The following is a 16,573-nucleotide window of genomic DNA, read 5'->3' as shown; positions in this document are numbered from 1 at the left end:
AAGTCTAGGGCGAGGCGCCTGCCTGGCTCCAGGCTGCGGCTCATGTCCCAGGCCTCCTCCTCCACCCCGCCCACCGGCTACCGTGCCGTCTTCCGCGTCCGCGAGTTCCGGGCCGTCTTCGCCGCGCACCTGCTCTCGCTCCTCGGTGTCGTCGTCAGCGAACTCGCGCTCACCGTGCTCGTCTACGACCTCACCGGCTCCCCGCTGCTCAGCGCGCTGACGTTCGCGCTGGGGCTGCTCCCGTACGTCATCGGCGGAACGCTCCTCGCGGGCGTCGCCGACCGCCATCCGGCCCGCCGCGTCCTGGTCGTCTGCGACCTGCTCTGCGCGGTCTGCGTCGCCGTGATGCTGGTGCCCGCCACCCCGGTCGCCGGCCTCCTGGCGCTGCGCTGCCTGGTCGCCGCGATCGCGCCGGTCTTCACCGGGACGCGGATGGCCGCGCTCACCGACATCCTGGGCGACGGCGACCTCTACGTCCTCGGCCGCTCCCTCCTGCGGATCGTCTCGCAGAGCGCGATGCTCGTCGGCTTCGGCGCGGGCGGTGCGCTGCTCACCGTGGTCTCCCCGCGCGGCGCGATCGCCGTCACCGTGGTCACCTTCCTCTGCTCGGCCGCCCTTCTCCGCCTCGGCACCCGCGACCGCCCGGCCCGCACCGGGGGCGCCTCCGCCACGCTGCTGAGGGAGTCGCTCTCCGGGGCCCGGCTGATCCTGGGCGACCGCCGTGTCCGGGCGCTGCTGTTCCTGTTCTGGCTGCCCCCGATGTTCGTCGTCGCTCCGGAGGCGCTCGCCGCTCCGTACGTGGCAGAGACCGGCGCCGGTCCGGCCGCGCTCGGCCTGCTGCTCTGCGCGATGGCCGTCGGACACGTGGGCGCCGAACTCTTCGTCGGGTCCGCGCTCCGGCCCCGTACGCGATCGAGGATCGTGCTGCCGGTCGCGGCCGTGGGCCTGCTGCCGCTGGTGGTGTACGCGGTCCGGCCGGGGCTGCCGCTGGCGCTGGCCGCCCTCGCGCTGGCCGGGATGGGGGCGGCGTACGTCATCGGGCTCGACCAGTGGTTCGTGGACGCCGTACCGCCGGAGCTGCGCGGGCGGGCCATGACGCTGCTGACCGCCGGGCTGATGACGATCCAGGGTGCGGGCATGGCGCTGGCGGGGCTCGCGGCCGAGTTCTTCCCGGTGCACCACGTGGTCGCCGGATCCGGAATCATCGGTACCGCCGTCGCGCTCCTCGTCGTCGCCGAGGTCCGCCGAACGGACCCCGGACAGGTGTCCGATACCGAAAGGCGAGACGGGGCTGACCGGCATGTGACCAGTCGGTAAGGTCGGTGCCGTGCCGAAGCCGCTCAGCCTTCCTTTCGATCCCATCGCCCGTGCCGAGGAACTCTGGCATCAGCGCTGGGGGCCCGTGCCCTCCATGGGGGCGATCACCTCGATCATGCGGGCGCAGCAGATCCTGCTCGCCGAGGTGGACGCGGTGGTCAAGCCGTACGGTCTGACCTTCGCCCGGTACGAGGCCTTGGTGCTGCTCACCTTCTCCAAGGCGGGCGAGCTGCCGATGTCCAAGATCGGCGAGCGGCTGATGGTGCACCCCACCTCGGTCACCAACACCGTGGACCGGCTGGTGAAGTCCGGCCTGGTCAGCAAGCGCCCGAACCCCAACGACGGCCGTGGCACGCTCGCCTCCATCACCGACAAGGGGCGCGAGGTCGTCGAGTCGGCCACCGAGGACCTGGTCGCGATGGACTTCGGGCTCGGGGTGTACGACGCGGAGGAGTGCGGGGAGATCTTCGCGATGCTCCGGCCGCTGCGGGTGGCGGCGCAGGACTTCGACGAGGGGTGAGCGAGGCTGCCCCTTCGGCGGAGGGCCCGCGCGAAGATCGCTCCGGCCGTCCCGTTACGCTCGTGTCCATGAAACAGAACGTGCTCACCCGCTACCGGGTGATGGCTTACGTCACCGCCATCTGGCTGCTCGTCTTCACGGTGGCGATCATCGCGAAGTACGTCTTCGACACCGGCGACACCATGGTGATCTCCCAGATCCACGGCGTGCTGTTCATCGTCTACGTCGTCTTCGCCTTCGACCTGGGCTCCAAGGCGAAGTGGCCGTTCGGCAAGCTCCTGTGGGTGCTGGCCGCGGGCTGCATCCCGTTCGCCTCCTTCTTCGTCGAGCCGAAGGTGAGCCGCGAGGCCCAGGAGCTGATCGACGCGACCGCTCCGGCGCCCGCGAAAGCCTGACCGGCACGGCACCCCCACCGCCCCGCGCGAAGCGCCGGGCGGTTTGCCATCGACATTTACTAGGACGTCCTAGTAAATTCGAAGCATGGACGCTGACGCGATCGAGGAAGGCCGCCTCCGCTGGCAGGCCCGTTACGACAAGGCCCGCAAGCGGGACGCGGACTTCACCACGCTCTCCGGTGACCCGGTGGAGCCGGTCTACGGGCCGCGCCCCGGCGACACGTACGAGGGGTTCGAGCGGATCGGCTGGCCGGGGGAGTACCCGTTCACCCGGGGCCTGCACCCGACCGGCTACCGGGGCCGCACCTGGACCATCCGCCAGTTCGCCGGCTTCGGCAACGCCGAGCAGACCAACGAGCGCTACAAGATGATCCTCGCGGCGGGCGGCGGCGGTCTCAGCGTCGCCTTCGACATGCCGACCCTGATGGGCCGCGACTCCGACGAATCGCGCTCGCTCGGCGAGGTCGGCCACTGCGGGGTCGCCATCGACTCCGCCGCCGACATGGAGATCCTGTTCAAGGACATCCCGCTCGGTGACGTCACCACGTCCATGACGATCAGCGGCCCGGCCGTCCCGGTCTTCTGCATGTACCTGGTCGCCGCCGAGCGCCAGGGTGTCGACCCGGGCGTGCTCAACGGCACGCTCCAGACCGACATCTTCAAGGAGTACATCGCGCAGAAGGAGTGGCTCTTCCAGCCCGAGCCCCACCTGCGCCTCATCGGCGACCTGATGGAGCACTGCGCCGCCTCCATCCCCGCCTACAAGCCGCTCTCCGTCTCCGGCTACCACATCCGCGAGGCCGGAGCGACGGCCGCGCAGGAGCTGGCGTACACGCTGGCCGACGGCTTCGGCTACGTCGAACTCGGCCTCTCCCGCGGCCTGGACATCGACACCTTCGCCCCCGGCCTCTCCTTCTTCTTCGACGCGCACCTGGACTTCTTCGAGGAGATCGCCAAGTTCCGCGCCGCCCGCCGCATCTGGGCCCGCTGGATGAAGGAGACGTACGGCGCCAAGACCGACAAGGCGCAGTGGCTCCGCTTCCACACCCAGACCGCCGGGGTCTCGCTCACCGCGCAGCAGCCGTACAACAACGTCGTACGGACGGCCGTCGAAGCCCTCTCCGCCGTCCTCGGCGGCACCAACTCACTGCACACCAACGCCCTGGACGAGACCCTCGCGCTCCCCTCCGAGCAGGCCGCCGAGATCGCCCTGCGCACCCAGCAGGTGCTGATGGAGGAGACCGGCGTCGCCAACGTGGCCGACCCGCTGGGCGGCTCCTGGTACGTGGAGCAGCTCACCGACCGGATCGAGGCCGAGGCCGAGAAGATCTTCGACCAGATCAAGGAGCGCGGCACCCGCGCCCACCCGGACGGGCAGCACCCGATCGGCCCGATCACCTCCGGCATCCTGCGCGGCATCGAGGACGGCTGGTTCACCGGCGAGATCGCCGAGTCCGCCTTCCAGTACCAGCGGGCCCTGGAGAAGGGCGACAAGCGGGTCGTCGGCGTCAACGTCCACCACGGCTCGGTCACCGGCGACCTGGAGATCCTCCGGGTCAGCCACGAGGTGGAGCGCGACCAGGTCAGCCAGCTCACCGCCCGCAAGGCGGCCCGCGACGACGCGAAGGTCAGCGCCGCACTGGAGGCGATGCTGGCCGCCGCCCGCGACGGCTCGAACATGATCGCGCCGATGCTGGACGCCGTACGGGCCGAGGCCACGCTCGGCGAGATCTGCGAGTCGCTGCGCGGGGAGTGGGGCACGTACACGGAGCCGCCGGGCTTCTGAGGCCGCTGGGGCGCCGGGGCGTCGGGATCCCGGACCGGGACTCGGCGGCTCGGGAGGCCGCGAGGTCAGGGAGCTCGGGAGCGCCGGAGCCCCCTCGCGAGGTGGTGAGGCCCCGGGCCGGGTACGTACCCGGCCCGGGGCCCTCCCTCAGCCGGGCAGCCCCCGGCAGTACAGGGCGTCCGGCGTGCCCGCGCGCCCGATCGCCGTGGAGAAGGCGATACCCGCCGCGTACTCGTCGGCCCGGCACTGCGCCTTGTGGAAGCCCGTGGCGTAATCCCCGCCCTCGCCGGACGACGGCCGACTGTCACCCCGGTCGTTCCACAGCGTGCGGCCGGGTCCCGCGAGCGCGATCCGGGCCGACGAGCACAGAACGGCCGACACCCGGTCGCCGCGCACGCTGTAGCCGGTCATGAACCGGCCTTCCGCGCACTGGTACTTGGTGAAGCCGCGCGCCCAGTCGGTGGTGACGCCCGCCTCCGATGTCACCCTGACCGGCGCCCCGGGAGCGCCGAGATCCGCGACCCCGGCATCGGTGCACAGCCCGCCCTGGCCGCGCTGGCTGATCCCGATCAGGCGCTGGTCGTCCGGGCAGGTCAGCTTTCTGGCGCCGCTGTCCCAGTCCGCCGCCGCCCGCAGCGAGCGGTTGGCATCCGCGTGGGTGGCCTTGAGCATCGACCAGGTCCGCACCGGTGCGACCGGGCCCTGGCGGCCGGCGGCCGAGGTCAGCGCACGCCACGCGGTGGAGCGCCAGTCGTCGGCGTCCAGGACGCCGCGCCGGGCACCGGCCGCGTCGTAGCGGATCAGGCCCCACTGGTTGCCCCGGTCGTTCTCGTGGAAGCCGACGACGGGCCAGTAGGCGAAGTCGAGGTCGTTCTCGACGAGGAAGTCCACGGTGTCGGTGAACCACGCGCGGTCCCTGGCGTCGGCGTCCTTCGCCACACCGAACTCGCTGATCCACACCGGCGCGGTGAAGTGCCGGTCGGGGGTGTTCGCCACGTAGGCGGAGCTGCGCCGCATCTCGGCGAACAGCTCCGTCCGGCCCAGGTCGCGGTAGCGCGGGTCGCTGGTCTCGCCGATCCCGGTCGCCCCGCTGTGCCGGGGGCCGGTGTAGCCGTAGTAGTGGGCGGCGTAGACCAGCTTGTGGGAGCGCACCAGGGTGTGCGAGAGCGTGGTGACCGGTTTGAGGTGGGGGCGGTCGCGCCAGAAGCCGTCCACCGGGATTCCGGCCCAGTTGATGCCCTCGATCATGATGAGCAGGTCCGGGTTGGCGTCCCTGAGGATGCGGTCACCCGCCTGCTGGGCGGCGGCGGCCCAGTCGTGCGCGTCGCCGAGTCCCCAGTTGGGGTCGTCCCACACGTCGCGGCGCACCTCGTTGCGCAGATCGGCGCCGACCACCCGGGGGTTGGAGCGGTAGCGTGCCGCCAGCAGCAGCCAGTCGTCCACCCATTTCTGTGTGCTCTGGCCGCTGTTCCACCGCTCGCTGCCGTCCACTCCGCAGCACCAACGGCTTTTCGTGCTGTGGTTGTTGAGGATCACCGCGAACCCCGCGTCCGTCAGCGCGCGAACCGCCCGGTCGAAGACCTCCAGCGGACGCAGCCCGTTCAACTCGGGGTTGGCCGTCAGGCCGGAGACCGGCCGGGTGTCGCCGATCATCTCGTTGGAGAAGGGCAGGCGCACGCTGTTCAGCCCGAGCCGCCGGAAGTCGGCGACGATCTCGTCCATCGGCATCCGGTCGAGGCCGAGCGGCGCCCGGTGTCCCACCTCGCCCGCGTGGTTGTTCACCGGGTCGTCCTCCGGTCCCGAGCCGTTCCAGGTGCCGCTGGAGCCGTGCCAGTTACCGGACTTGAGCTTGAAGCGGCGGCCCTCCGCGTCGACGACGTAGCGGCCCCGGGTGCTGAGCGGGGGAGTCCAGGCGGGCAGCGGCGCGGGGTCGGCGGCCGGGGTGGCGGAGCGGGCGGCCGCCCTGTCCTCCCGGACGGTCCCCTCGGGGCGTGCGGTGGCTTGGGTGGGGGCCAGCAGGGCCCCGGTCAACAGGACGACGAGCAGGGCCGGTAGGCGCGTACGCACGGGCGACTCCTCTGGTCGGATGGGGGTCGCCCCGACCCTAGAGCCCAAGTGGTCCGGGTTGAAGAGCCCTTGGCCCTACGCAGCGGGTCCGTCGGTCCGTGCGCCGCGCGGTTCCGGTGGGTCGGCCGGCCTGAACGCCGCACGGCCCCGGCGGGTCAGGCGGTCTGCGCGCCGGACAGTCCCAGCAGCAACAGCGTGGTGAACCCGCTCGCCCACTCGGCGTCCACCGGCTCCGCGCTCACCAGCGTGCGGTGCACCACGGCTCCGGCGATCACGTCGAAGATCAGGTCCGCGTTGCGGGCGGCGGTCGAGGCGTCGTCCTCGTACCGCAGCTCGCCGCGGGCCTGCGCGCGTTCCCGGCCGACGAGCACCAGTCGCTTCTGCCGATCCACGATGGCCGAGCGGATGCGGTGGCGCAGCGAGTCGTCCCGGGTGGACTCCGCGACCACCGCCATCAGCGCCGTCCGGGTCTCCGGCCGCTCCAGCAGGGCGGCGAACTGGAGCACCACGCCCTGCACATCGGCGGCCAGGCTGCCCCGGTCGGGGAGTTCCAGCTCGTCGAAGAGGACGGCCACCGCGTCCACCACCAGCTCGTTCTTGCCCGCCCAGCGCCGGTAGAGGGTCGTCTTGGCGACTCCGGCCCGGGTCGCCACAGCGCCCATGGTCAGCTTCGACCAGCCGAGATCGACCAGGGACGCGCGGGTCGCCTCCAGGATCGCGGCATCGGCGGCAGGAGAGCGGGGACGTCCTGTTCGGACGTTCTGGGGGTCGGTGCGGCTCATGATGCGGCGACCATACCGGCCGGTAGGGAGGTCCGTTCCGCCCCGGGTTCCGTGAGACAGATCACCGGGAGGGCCTGTTCCGGCGGGCCGATCGGCAGTTACGCTACGGGTCGTAGCGTAAGGAAGGCGGCAGACCCGCCCTCCCGTACGCCACGGAACGAACGAGCGACAGCCACCAGGGCCTTCACCGAGGCCCCAGGCGCCGGGTGGGGACCCGGAGCCGCACGGACCGGCCGGATGGGGATCCGGCAGGTCCACCGGGTCTCATCGGGGCCCGTCTCTGTTCCACCGGGGTCTTTCCGGAGCCCCGTCGGGGTTCTTCAGGGCCCCGGGAACCGCCTTCGTCCGCCCGCCCGGCACACCGGCCGGCGCCGCGGACCGGCCCGGTTCCCGTATCGCTTTCCGGAACGGCGTGCTCAGGGGGGAGGATGTACGTATGCAGCCTAGGAACATGTCCATGAGCGGCGTCGTCGACCTCGCCGCTGTCAAGGCGGCCGGTGAGGCCAAGGTCAAGGCGGAGCAGGCCCGTGCGCAGGCCGCCCGTAGCGGAGGCGCCGGTGCCGTGGCGCCCGCCGCCCTGGTGATCGACGTCGATGAAGCAGGCTTCGAGCGCGATGTCCTGCAGCGCTCCGCCGAAGTACCCGTCGTCATCGACTTCTGGGCCGAGTGGTGCGAGCCGTGCAAGCAGCTCGGCCCGCTGCTGGAGCGCCTGGCCGTCGAGTACAACGGCCGCTTCCTGCTGGCCAAGGTCGATGTCGACGCCAACCAGATGCTGATGCAGCAGTTCGGCATCCAGGGCATCCCGGCGGTCTTCGCCGTCGTCGCCGGGCAGGCCCTCCCGCTCTTCCAGGGCGCGGCCCCCGAGGCCCAGATCCGCGAGACGCTGGACCAGCTGATCCAGGTCGGCGAGGAGCGGTTCGGGCTCACCGGGATCGCCGTCGACCCGGACGCCTCGCCGGACGCCGTCCCGGCCGAGGTGCCGGCCGGCCCGTACGACCACCTGCTGGAGGCCGCCGCCTCCGCTCTCGACGCCAACGACTTCGGCGGCGCCGTACAGGCGTACAAGAACGTGCTCGCCGACGATCCGGCCAACCCGGAGGCCAAGCTCGGCCTGGCCCAGGCGGAGCTGCTCGCGCGCGTCCAGACGATGGACCCGAACGCGGTCCGCAAAGAGGCGGCGGACAACCCGGGCGATGTGGCCGCGCAGGTCGCCGCCGCCGACCTGGACCTGGTCGGCGGCCATGTCGAGGACGCCTTCGGCCGGCTCGTCGAGGCGGTCCGCCGCACCACCGGCGACGACCGGAACACCGCCCGGCTCCGGCTGCTGGAGCTCTTCGAGGTGATCGGTCCGGACGACCCCAGGGTCACCGCCGCCCGCACCGCGCTGGCGCGCGTGCTGTTCTGACCGCGAGCTGATCTTCTCCGCTCGCGAGCCGATTGTTCCGATGTGACAAGACGGCCGTGATGCCCTCCGGGTATCGCGGCCGTTTTGCCGTCCGAACGCTAAGAGTCACCGCCCCTTTACCAAAACTTGACAATGGAACCAAGTGTTACTGGCAGTAAGTCGCCGAGGTCGCTCTGTCCTGTTTCCGTCAAGTTTCCCGCCATTCTCATGTCCCTTTCGTGCCACCCTGTGTGGCCGCATGATGTCGCCCCGTCGCGCCACGGTTATCGGGCCGTTACTGGCAAGTAACGACCCCCCTTGTGTCACGGCGCCGAATGGACCACGATCGGCCACGCTCGGTCCCATACCTTCGGCCCGGTCTCCAGCCGGTGCCGAGGGGCCTGTTGGGTCCCCACCGAGTGGGTCGGCGGCAGTGTCCGCCGGCTGTGGACAGGGGGGTTCCCGCCGACAGGCGGGGCCTGTCCGACCGGCTGTACACACCGTGCAGCCAGTGGTTGTCGCTCGGGGGTGAACGCCGGTGCAGCGGATGCGGTCCATGCCTCCGCCCGCGGGCGCTCTCCTTCCCGAGGACGTAGCACTTCTCCCATCCCAGGACGGGTTTCCCGCCCGCCCGGAGATGTACGTCCGAGAAGAAGGAGCAAGTTATGAGTTCCCAGGTTCGCGGTGGGACGAGATGGAAGCGTTTCGCCCTGGTGATGGTGCCCAGCGTCGTCGCCACGGCGGCAGTGGGCGTCGGTCTCGCGCAGGGCGCCCTGGCCGCGTCCTTCGCCGTGTCCGGCCAGAGCTTCAAGGTCCGCACCGACAAGCTGGTGGGCGAGGACTTCGTCCAGTACGGCAGCGTCGCCGTCGGTAAGGACCTCAAGGGCAACGAAGCCGCGCACCCGGTCGCGGTCTCGGGCTTCAGCAAGGCCACGATCACCAACATGTGCCAGTCGGTGGTCACGCCGGAGGTGCCCTTCGGCATCGGCAGCGTCAGCCTGCAGCTGAAGGCCGGTACGAACCCGGACAACCCGGTCGTGGCGACCAACCTCTACCTGGACGTCGCGCAGCTCGACGCCGATGCCTACTTCGAGAACATCGACATCGGTGTCGCGGCCGGTTCCGTCGGTGCGCCCGGCATCCAGCCCGGGACCGAGAAGGGCGTCAACCCCAACGGCTTCGCGCAGCGGGCCAAGAAGGCCACCCTGACCGACGTGGAGCAGACGGCGTGGGCGACCACCGCCGGCACCTTCAAGCTCAGCAACCTGAGCCTGAAGCTGCACAAGGGCGTCAAGGAGTGCTTCTAAGCGCTCGCCCGGGTGGCCGGGACGCCCCGCGCGGGCCTTCCGGCCGCCCACCCTTTCTCTTCTCACCGCAGTACCGGTTCCAGGGAGCTGTTTTCCATGAGCCCCGAGTCCACAGGGCAGAACGAGCACAACCTCACCGTCTACCGGCGGGGATTCCGTACCTGGCGGGGTAACCGGCCGTTCTGGGCGGGTCTGTTCACCATGCTGGGCGGTGTGCCCATCGCCTACTTCCCGTACGCCGATCTCCACCTCGGCAACATGACGCTGGCGATGTCCACCACCGCCGGTGCCGGGTCCCTGATCATCGGGGTCCTGCTGATCACGCTGGGCCTGACGATGTGGTTCCACTCCATCGTCCGGGTCTTCGCCGGGGTCGCGGCCATTCTGCTCGCGCTGATCTCCATACCCGTCGCCAACATCGGCGGCTTCGTGGTCGGGTTCCTGCTCGCGCTCATCGGCGGAGCCCTGTCCATCTCCTGGGCGCCGGGCGAGCCGCAGCCGGACGAGGCGGCCCCGCAGGGCGCCCCGATGCCGCTGGACAAGCAGCAGCCGGAGAGCGGGTACGCCCCAGAGGGCGCCCCGCACGGCGCGGCCGTCCCGCAGCAGCCGGCGGGTGACCACGACGCGGTGTCCGGCTACGACGGGGGGACCCACCGTGCGGGGTGACGAGCAACAGCAGCCGAACGCGTACGCGGACGAAGTCCTCCCGGTACGCAAAGGGCCCCGCCACGCGGCCCCCAAGAAGTCGCTGCTGACGAAGCTGCACATGCCGAGCGGCAAGAAGGCGCTCGCGCTCGCCGCGATGCCGACCGCCGTCTTCGTCGGCATGGGCCTCACGCCCAAGCTCGCCATGGCCGACGGCAACCCCGACATCCCCTTCGCCCCGGGCCCGTGCGTCACCCGGTCCGACGAGCCCGATCCGTCCGCTTCCGAGTCCCCGAAGGCCACCCCGACCCCGTCGGCGACGCCCACGGACGAGCCGGACCAGGACAAGGGCGAGGAGCCGGGCCAGGGCGACGGCGCGACCCCGAAGCCGACGGAGGGCGGTGCGGCCACCGAGGACCCGGCTGCCGACGAGAAGCCGGACCCGGCTGCCGACGAGAAGCCCGCCGACGAGCCGAGCCCCACCCCGACGCCCACCAAGTCGAAGAACCCGCTCGACCCGCTGGGCCTCGGCGACGCGCTCAAGGACCTCTTCGACCCGGACAAGGGCAAGGACGAGTCCGAGGAGAAGCCCGAGGCGACGGCGAGCCCGTCCCCGAGCCCCACGGCCGACACCCCGAAGCCGGCCGACAAGCCGAAGGCTCCGGAGAAGGAAGCGCCGAAGGACGCGGAGAAGGACCCCGCGAAGGAGAAGGCGGACAGGACGGCCGACGCGATCCGCGAGGCCGCCGAGAAGGCGGGCAAGGACGTCAAGGAGCTCGACGACGACGTCAAGGGACTCGACCCGAAGAAGGACGAGGACATCCCCGACGGCGCCAAACCGCGCTTCCCCTGCCCCGAACCCGACCCGGAGGCACTCGCCGCGGCGTCCCTGGAGCCCGGCATCCCGCTGCTCCCGGCCGACCCGTGGGTCCTGGAGTCCACGCTGCTCACGCTCAACGGCCTGGACTACAAAGGCATCGTCGAGGTGAAGAAGGCGGACGGCTCCATCAAGAAGGTGCTCAAGTTCACCGCGAGCTCCATCGACATCAAGGACCTCCACCAGCTGACCGTCGGCCCGGCGGGCACGACCGGTCATGTGAAGTCGCGTCCGGGCTCCACGTCGACCATCCGCAACGGCACGGTGACGATGTACACGGAGGAGCTGAAGGGCAACCTCTTCGGCCTCATCCCGATCACCTTCAACCCGCAGACCCCGCCGCCGCTGAACGTGCCCTTCGCCTTCTTCACCAAGGTGAAGGTCGTCCAGGCAGGCCAGTTCGGCGGCTCGCTCAGGGTCCCGGGCCTGCGGAACTACCTGGAAGGCGGCAAAGGCTAGCCGCCGCCACCTGATCCCGTCCGGGAGCCGCACAGAGCCGTGGGCTGTACCCCTCGTGTGGGGTACAGCCCACGGTCGTACGACGGGGGAGCGGCGAACTAGCCCTCCCCGCCACCCAGGTGGTGCACCCGCACCATGTTCGTGGTGCCCGGGATGCCGGGAGGCGAGCCGGCCGTGATGACCATCGTGTCGCCCTTGGTGTAGCGGTTCAGCTTCAGCAGCTCCGCGTCGACCAGGTCGACCATCGCGTCGGTGTTGTCCGCGTGCGGGACGACGTGCGACTCGACGCCCCAGCTCAGGGCGAGCTGGTTGCGGGTGGCCTCGTCCGTGGTGAAGGCCAGGATCGGCTGGGCCACGCGGTAGCGGGAGAGGCGGCGGGCGGTGTCGCCGGACTGGGTGAAGGCGACCAGCGCCTTGCCGTCCAGGAAGTCCGCGATCTCGCAGGCCGCGCGGGCCACCGAGCCGCCCTGCGTACGGGGCTTCTTGCCGGGGACCAGCGGCTGGAGGCCCTTGGAGAGCAGCTCCTCCTCGGCGGCGCAGACGATCTTCGACATCGTCTTGACCGTCTCGATCGGGTACGCGCCCACCGACGACTCGGCGGACAGCATGACCGCGTCCGCGCCGTCCAGGATCGCGTTGGCGACGTCGGACGCCTCGGCGCGGGTCGGGCGGGAGTTGGTGATCATCGACTCCATCATCTGGGTCGCCACGATCACCGGCTTGGCGTTGCGGCGGCACAGCTCGATGAGGCGCTTCTGCACCATCGGGACCTTCTCCAGCGGGTACTCCACCGCCAGGTCGCCACGGGCCACCATCACACCGTCGAACGCCATGACGACGCCCTCCATGTGCTCGACCGCCTGCGGCTTCTCCACCTTGGCGATGACGGGGACCCGGCGGCCCTCCTCGTCCATCACCTTGTGGACGTCCTTGACGTCGTCGGCGTCCCGCACGAAGGAGAGGGCGACCAGGTCGCAGCCCATCCGCAGCGCGAAGCGCAGGTCCTCGACGTCCTTCTCGGACAGGGCCGGGACGTTCACCGCCGCGCCGGGCAGGTTGATGCCCTTGTGGTCGGAGATGACACCGCCCTCGATGACGATGGTCTTGACCTGCGGGCCGACGACCTCGACGACCTTCAGCTCGACGTTGCCGTCGTTGATCAGGATCGGGTCGCCCTTGGCGACGTCGCCGGGCAGACCCTTGTAGGTCGTGCCGCAGATCGACTTGTCGCCCGGGACGTCCTCGGAGGTGATGGTGAACTCGTCCCCGCGGACCAGCTCGACCGGGCCCTCGGCGAACTTCGCCAGGCGGATCTTCGGGCCCTGGAGGTCGGCGAGCACGCCCACCGCGCGGCCGGTCTCGGCGGCCGCCTTGCGGACACGGTCGTAACGGCCCTGGTGTTCCTCGTGGGAGCCGTGACTGAAGTTGAAACGGGCCACGCTCATGCCGGCCTCGATCAGAGCGACGAGCTGCTCATGGGAGTCGACGGCGGGACCGAGGGTGCAGACGATTTTGGAACGGCGCATGAGGCGGATCCTATCGGTTTGTTTCGATGCGGAATATTCCGTCTGGTGGAAGATACAAAAGGGCGCGGAGGCGCTCAGTTGTCGACCTCTCCAAGGCCCCCGGATCAGGACGAACCGGGCCCCTCGACGAGCGCGAACGTCTGGTCGGCGATCTCCAGCTCCTCGTCCGTCGGCACCACGGCGACCGCGACCCGTGCGTACTCCGGCGAGATCAGCCGCGGCTCCCCGGACCGTACGGCGTTGAGCCCGGCGTCCACCGCGAGGCCGAACTCCTCCAGACCCGCGATGGCAGCCTCCCGCACCGGGGCCGAGTTCTCCCCGACCCCCGCCGTGAACGCCACCGCGTCCACCCGGCCGAGCACCGCCGCGTAGGCGCCGATGTACTTCTTCAGCCGGTGGATGTAGATGTCGAAGGCGAGCGCGGCCCGCTCGTCGCCCTCCTCGACCCGGCGCCGGATCTCCCGCATGTCGTTGTCGCCGCAGAGTCCGACCAGCCCGCTCCTCTTGTTGAGCAGGACGTCGACCTCGTCCGTCGACATGCCCGCCACCCGCTTGAGGTGGAAGACGACCGCCGGATCGATGTCCCCGGAGCGCGTACCCATCACGAGCCCTTCCAAGGGGGTCAGCCCCATGGAGGTCTCCACGCACCGCCCGCCCGCGACCGCCGAGGCGGAGGCGCCGTTGCCCAGGTGCAGCACGATGACGTTGACGTCCTCGGGGGCCCTGCCCAGCAGCTCGGACGTCTTCCGCGAGACGTACGCGTGCGAGGTGCCGTGGAAGCCGTAGCGGCGGATCCGGTGCGCGTCGGCGGTCTCCACGTCGATCGCGTACCGCGCGGCCGCCTCCGGCATCGTCGTATGGAACGCCGTGTCGAAGACCGCCACCTGCGGCAGGTCCGGCCGCAGCGCCTGTGCCGTACGGATGCCGGTGATGTTGGCCGGGTTGTGCAGCGGGGCGACCGGGACGAGGCGCTCGATCTCCGTCAGCACCTCGTCGGTGACCACCGTCGGCGCGGTGAACCGCAGCCCGCCGTGCACCACCCGGTGCCCGATCGCGGCGAGTTCGGGGGAGTCGAGGCCGAGGCCGTCGGCCGTCAGCTCCTCGGCCGCCGCCTTGAGCGCCGCGTCGTGGTCGGCGATCGGGCCCGTACGCTCCCGGGGCTCGGCCCCGCCGCCGGCCAGCGGGGTGTGCACCAGGCGGGAGGTCTCCTCGCCGATCCGCTCGACCAGACCGGAGGCGAGCCGTGAGCGGTCGCGCATGTCGAGCAGCTGGTACTTCACCGAGGACGAGCCGGAGTTGAGGACGAGGACGCGATGCGGTTCCACAGGGGCTGCCGTGCTTTCGTGATCGGGGGCGGGGTTCGTCATGCGGGGCGCTCCTCGCCCTGCGCCTGGATCGCCGTGATGGCCACCGTGTTGACGATGTCCTGGACGAGCGCGCCCCGGGACAGGTCGTTGACGGGCTTGCGCAGACCCTGGAGCACCGGGCCGACCGCCACCGCGCCCGCCGAGCGCTGCACGGCCTTGTAGGTGTTGTTGCCGGTGTTCAGGTCCGGGAAGATCAGGACCGTGGCCTGGCCCGCCACCTCCGAATCCGGGAGCTTGGTCGCCGCGACGGACGGCTCGACGGCCGCGTCGTACTGGATCGGCCCCTCCACCCGCAGCTCGGGCCGCTCGGCCCGCACCCGCTCGGTCGCCTCGCGCACCTTGTCGACGTCGGCGCCGGAGCCGGAGGTGCCGGTGGAGTACGAGAGCATCGCGATCCGCGGCTCGACGCCGAAGCGGGCCGCGGTCACCGCCGACTGGACCGCGATGTCCGCGAGCTGCTCGGCGTTCGGGTCCGGGTTGACCGCGCAGTCGCCGTAGACGAGCACCTTGTCGGCCAGGCACATGAAGAAGACGGACGAGACGATCGAGGCGTCCGGCTTCGTCTTGATGATCTCGAAGGCCGGACGGATGGTGGCGGCCGTGGAGTGCACCGAGCCGGAGACCATCCCGTCGGCCAGGCCCTCCTGCACCATCAGCGTGCCGAAGTAGTTGACGTCGGACACCACGTCGTACGCGAGTTCCACCGTCACCCCGCGGTGCGCGCGCAGTTCGGCGTACCGCTCGGCGAAGGCCTGGCGCAGTTCGGAGGTGTGCGGGTCGATGATCTGGGTCTCGGCGAGGTCGATGCCGAGGTCGGCGGCCTTCTTGCGGATCGTGTCCACGTTGCCGAGGAGGGTCAGGTCGCAGACGTCCCGGCGCAGCAGCACGTCCGCCGCGCGCAGCACGCGCTCCTCGGTGCCCTCGGGCAGGACCACGCGCTTGCGGTCGGAGCGGGCCTGCTCCAGCAGCTCGTGCTCGAACATCATCGGCGTGACCCGGCCGCTGCGGGCCACCGAGATCCGCTCCAGGAGCGCGCCGGTGTCGACGTGCCGCTCGAAGAGGCCGAGCGCGGTCTCCGCCTTACGTGGCGTCGCCGCGTTCAACTTCCCTTCCAGCGTGAAGAGTTCGGCCGCCGTGGGGAACGAGCCACCGGCCACCGAGACGACCGGGGTCCCGGGAGCGAGGCGTGCGGCCAGCGTGAGTATCTCCTCGCCCGGTCGCTCGTTCAGGGTCAGCAGGATGCCGGCGATGGGCGGCGTTCCGGCGCTGTGCGCGGCCAGCGACCCCACCACCAGGTCCGCGCGGTCCCCGGGCGTCACCACCATGCACCCCGGCGTCAGCGCGTTCAGCAGGTTCGGCAGCATCGCCCCGCCGAAGACGAAGTCCAGCGCGTCGCGCGCGAGCCCCGAGTCGTCGCCGAGCAGCACCGTGCCGTCCAGCGCGGCGGTGATCTGGGCGACCGTCGGGGCGGAGAGCGCCGGGTCGTCCGGCAGCACCGAGACGGGCACCGGCAGCCGGGCCGCCAGCCGCTCCGCTATCACCGACCGGTCCTCCGGCGCGACCCGGTTCACCACCATCGCCAGCACATCGCAGCCGAGGCCGGCGTAGGCGCGGTACGCGTTACGGGTCTCGGCGCGCACGGACTCCGCCGTCTGGCCCTTGCCGCCGACGACCGCGATCACCGAGGCGCCGAACTCGTTGGCGAGGCGCGCGTTCAGCGCCAGCTCGTCCGGGAGCTGGGTGGCGGCGAAGTCGCTGCCGAGGACGAGCACCACCTCGTACTCCCGGGCCACCTGGTGGAAGCGGTCCACCAGCAGCGAGACCAGCTCGTCGGTCCCCTTCTCCGCCTGCACGGCGGAGGCCTCGTGGTAGTCCAGGCCGTAGACGGAGGAGGGGCTCTGCGAGAGCCGGTAGCGGGCCCGCAGCAGCTCGTAGAGACGGTCGGGCCCGTCGTGGACAAGCGGGCGGAAGACCCCGACCCGGTCGACCTGGCGCGTCAGTAGCTCCATGACTCCGAGCTCGACGACCTGCCGGCCGTCCCCCCGTTCGATCCCGGTCACGTACACACTGCGCGCCACGCGTGCTCTCCCGTCGTTGTGCGGTGCCGCGACCCGCGGTCCGTCCGGGGCGTGGGGGATCCT

The 16,573-nt window shown here is 71.0% G+C and carries 13 protein-coding genes; 8 read left to right on the top strand and 5 right to left on the bottom strand.

What is annotated here, in order from left to right; all coding sequences use genetic code 11:
- The first annotated feature begins 42 nt into the window (after positions 1-42).
- The 4 genes from ACIRR8_RS05890 (at position 43) to ACIRR8_RS05875 (ending at position 4,018) form a co-directional block, all read left to right on the top strand.
- The gene (locus ACIRR8_RS05890; RefSeq protein WP_404059472.1) at positions 43-1,317 is read left to right on the top strand and encodes an MFS transporter; all 1,275 of its coding nucleotides are present in this window, start codon (positions 43-45) and stop codon (positions 1,315-1,317) included.
- Between the two features lie 10 nt (positions 1,318-1,327).
- The gene (locus ACIRR8_RS05885) at positions 1,328-1,837 is read left to right on the top strand and encodes a MarR family winged helix-turn-helix transcriptional regulator (RefSeq protein ID WP_161268193.1); all 510 of its coding nucleotides are present in this window, start codon (positions 1,328-1,330) and stop codon (positions 1,835-1,837) included.
- A 68-nt stretch (positions 1,838-1,905) separates the two neighbouring features.
- Entirely contained in the window at positions 1,906-2,232 is a 327-nt protein-coding gene (locus ACIRR8_RS05880; protein ID WP_404059469.1) for a DUF3817 domain-containing protein, read from the top strand.
- A gap of 85 nt (positions 2,233-2,317) precedes the next feature.
- Complete coding sequence (locus tag ACIRR8_RS05875) at positions 2,318-4,018, top strand: methylmalonyl-CoA mutase (RefSeq protein WP_404059466.1); 1,701 nt, start codon at positions 2,318-2,320, stop codon at positions 4,016-4,018.
- Positions 4,019-4,165: 147 nt separating this feature from the next.
- On the opposite strand, the gene ACIRR8_RS05870 is transcribed toward ACIRR8_RS05875, so the two are convergent.
- Positions 4,166-6,085, bottom strand: coding sequence for a glycoside hydrolase family 5 protein (locus ACIRR8_RS05870; protein WP_404059465.1), 1,920 nt, complete (start codon positions 6,083-6,085; stop codon positions 4,166-4,168).
- 155 nt (positions 6,086-6,240) lie between these two features.
- Complete coding sequence (locus ACIRR8_RS05865) at positions 6,241-6,867, bottom strand: TetR/AcrR family transcriptional regulator (RefSeq protein WP_404059462.1); 627 nt, start codon at positions 6,865-6,867, stop codon at positions 6,241-6,243.
- A gap of 436 nt (positions 6,868-7,303) precedes the next feature.
- Between ACIRR8_RS05865 and ACIRR8_RS05860 the strand changes: the two genes are divergently transcribed.
- From ACIRR8_RS05860 to ACIRR8_RS05845, 4 genes are all read left to right on the top strand, one after another.
- Positions 7,304-8,272, top strand: a complete 969-nt coding sequence (locus ACIRR8_RS05860) for a tetratricopeptide repeat protein (RefSeq protein WP_404059459.1) — start codon at positions 7,304-7,306, stop codon at positions 8,270-8,272.
- Between the two features lie 644 nt (positions 8,273-8,916).
- Entirely contained in the window at positions 8,917-9,558 is a 642-nt protein-coding gene (locus ACIRR8_RS05855) for a DUF6230 family protein (protein WP_404059456.1), read from the top strand.
- 96 nt (positions 9,559-9,654) lie between these two features.
- Positions 9,655-10,224 (top strand): DUF6114 domain-containing protein, encoded by a 570-nt coding sequence (locus tag ACIRR8_RS05850; protein ID WP_404059453.1) that lies wholly within the window; start codon positions 9,655-9,657, stop codon positions 10,222-10,224.
- The gene (locus tag ACIRR8_RS05845) at positions 10,214-11,539 is read left to right on the top strand and encodes a hypothetical protein (protein ID WP_404059451.1); all 1,326 of its coding nucleotides are present in this window, start codon (positions 10,214-10,216) and stop codon (positions 11,537-11,539) included. The genes ACIRR8_RS05850 and ACIRR8_RS05845 overlap by 11 nt, the downstream gene beginning before the upstream one ends.
- A gap of 98 nt (positions 11,540-11,637) precedes the next feature.
- On the opposite strand, the gene pyk is transcribed toward ACIRR8_RS05845, so the two are convergent.
- The 3 genes from pyk to pta form a co-directional block, all read right to left on the bottom strand.
- On the bottom strand, positions 11,638-13,065 hold the full coding sequence (gene pyk / locus ACIRR8_RS05840) for a pyruvate kinase (RefSeq protein ID WP_404059448.1): 1,428 nt from the start codon (positions 13,063-13,065) through the stop codon (positions 11,638-11,640).
- A 104-nt stretch (positions 13,066-13,169) separates the two neighbouring features.
- The gene (locus ACIRR8_RS05835) at positions 13,170-14,390 is read right to left on the bottom strand and encodes an acetate kinase (RefSeq protein WP_404060685.1); all 1,221 of its coding nucleotides are present in this window, start codon (positions 14,388-14,390) and stop codon (positions 13,170-13,172) included.
- 38 nt (positions 14,391-14,428) lie between these two features.
- Positions 14,429-16,510: a phosphate acetyltransferase gene (pta, locus tag ACIRR8_RS05830; protein WP_404059445.1), complete on the bottom strand. Its 2,082-nt coding sequence runs from the start codon at positions 16,508-16,510 to the stop codon at positions 14,429-14,431.
- Between the last annotated feature and the right edge of the window lie 63 nt (positions 16,511-16,573).

It is taken from the genome of Streptomyces sp. NPDC101178 (assembly GCF_044767965.1).
In the GTDB taxonomy this organism is placed as follows: Bacteria; Actinomycetota; Actinomycetes; order Streptomycetales; family Streptomycetaceae; genus Streptomyces.
Note: the sequence above shows the minus strand (reverse complement) of the source record. Positions and strands in the feature narration are given on the sequence as shown.

Excerpts from the sequence above, each read along its gene's own strand:
- ACIRR8_RS05880 (WP_404059469.1), top strand. The coding sequence starts at position 1,906 with ATGAAACAGAACGTGCTCACCCGCTACCGGGTGATGGCTTACGTCACC.
- pyk (WP_404059448.1), bottom strand. The coding sequence starts at position 13,065 with ATGCGCCGTTCCAAAATCGTCTGCACCCTCGGTCCCGCCGTCGACTCC.
- ACIRR8_RS05890 (WP_404059472.1), top strand. The coding sequence starts at position 43 with ATGTCCCAGGCCTCCTCCTCCACCCCGCCCACCGGCTACCGTGCCGTC.
- ACIRR8_RS05865 (WP_404059462.1), bottom strand. The coding sequence starts at position 6,867 with ATGAGCCGCACCGACCCCCAGAACGTCCGAACAGGACGTCCCCGCTCT.
- ACIRR8_RS05855 (WP_404059456.1), top strand. The coding sequence starts at position 8,917 with ATGAGTTCCCAGGTTCGCGGTGGGACGAGATGGAAGCGTTTCGCCCTG.
- ACIRR8_RS05850 (WP_404059453.1), top strand. The coding sequence starts at position 9,655 with ATGAGCCCCGAGTCCACAGGGCAGAACGAGCACAACCTCACCGTCTAC.
- ACIRR8_RS05875 (WP_404059466.1), top strand. The coding sequence starts at position 2,318 with ATGGACGCTGACGCGATCGAGGAAGGCCGCCTCCGCTGGCAGGCCCGT.
- ACIRR8_RS05860 (WP_404059459.1), top strand. The coding sequence starts at position 7,304 with ATGCAGCCTAGGAACATGTCCATGAGCGGCGTCGTCGACCTCGCCGCT.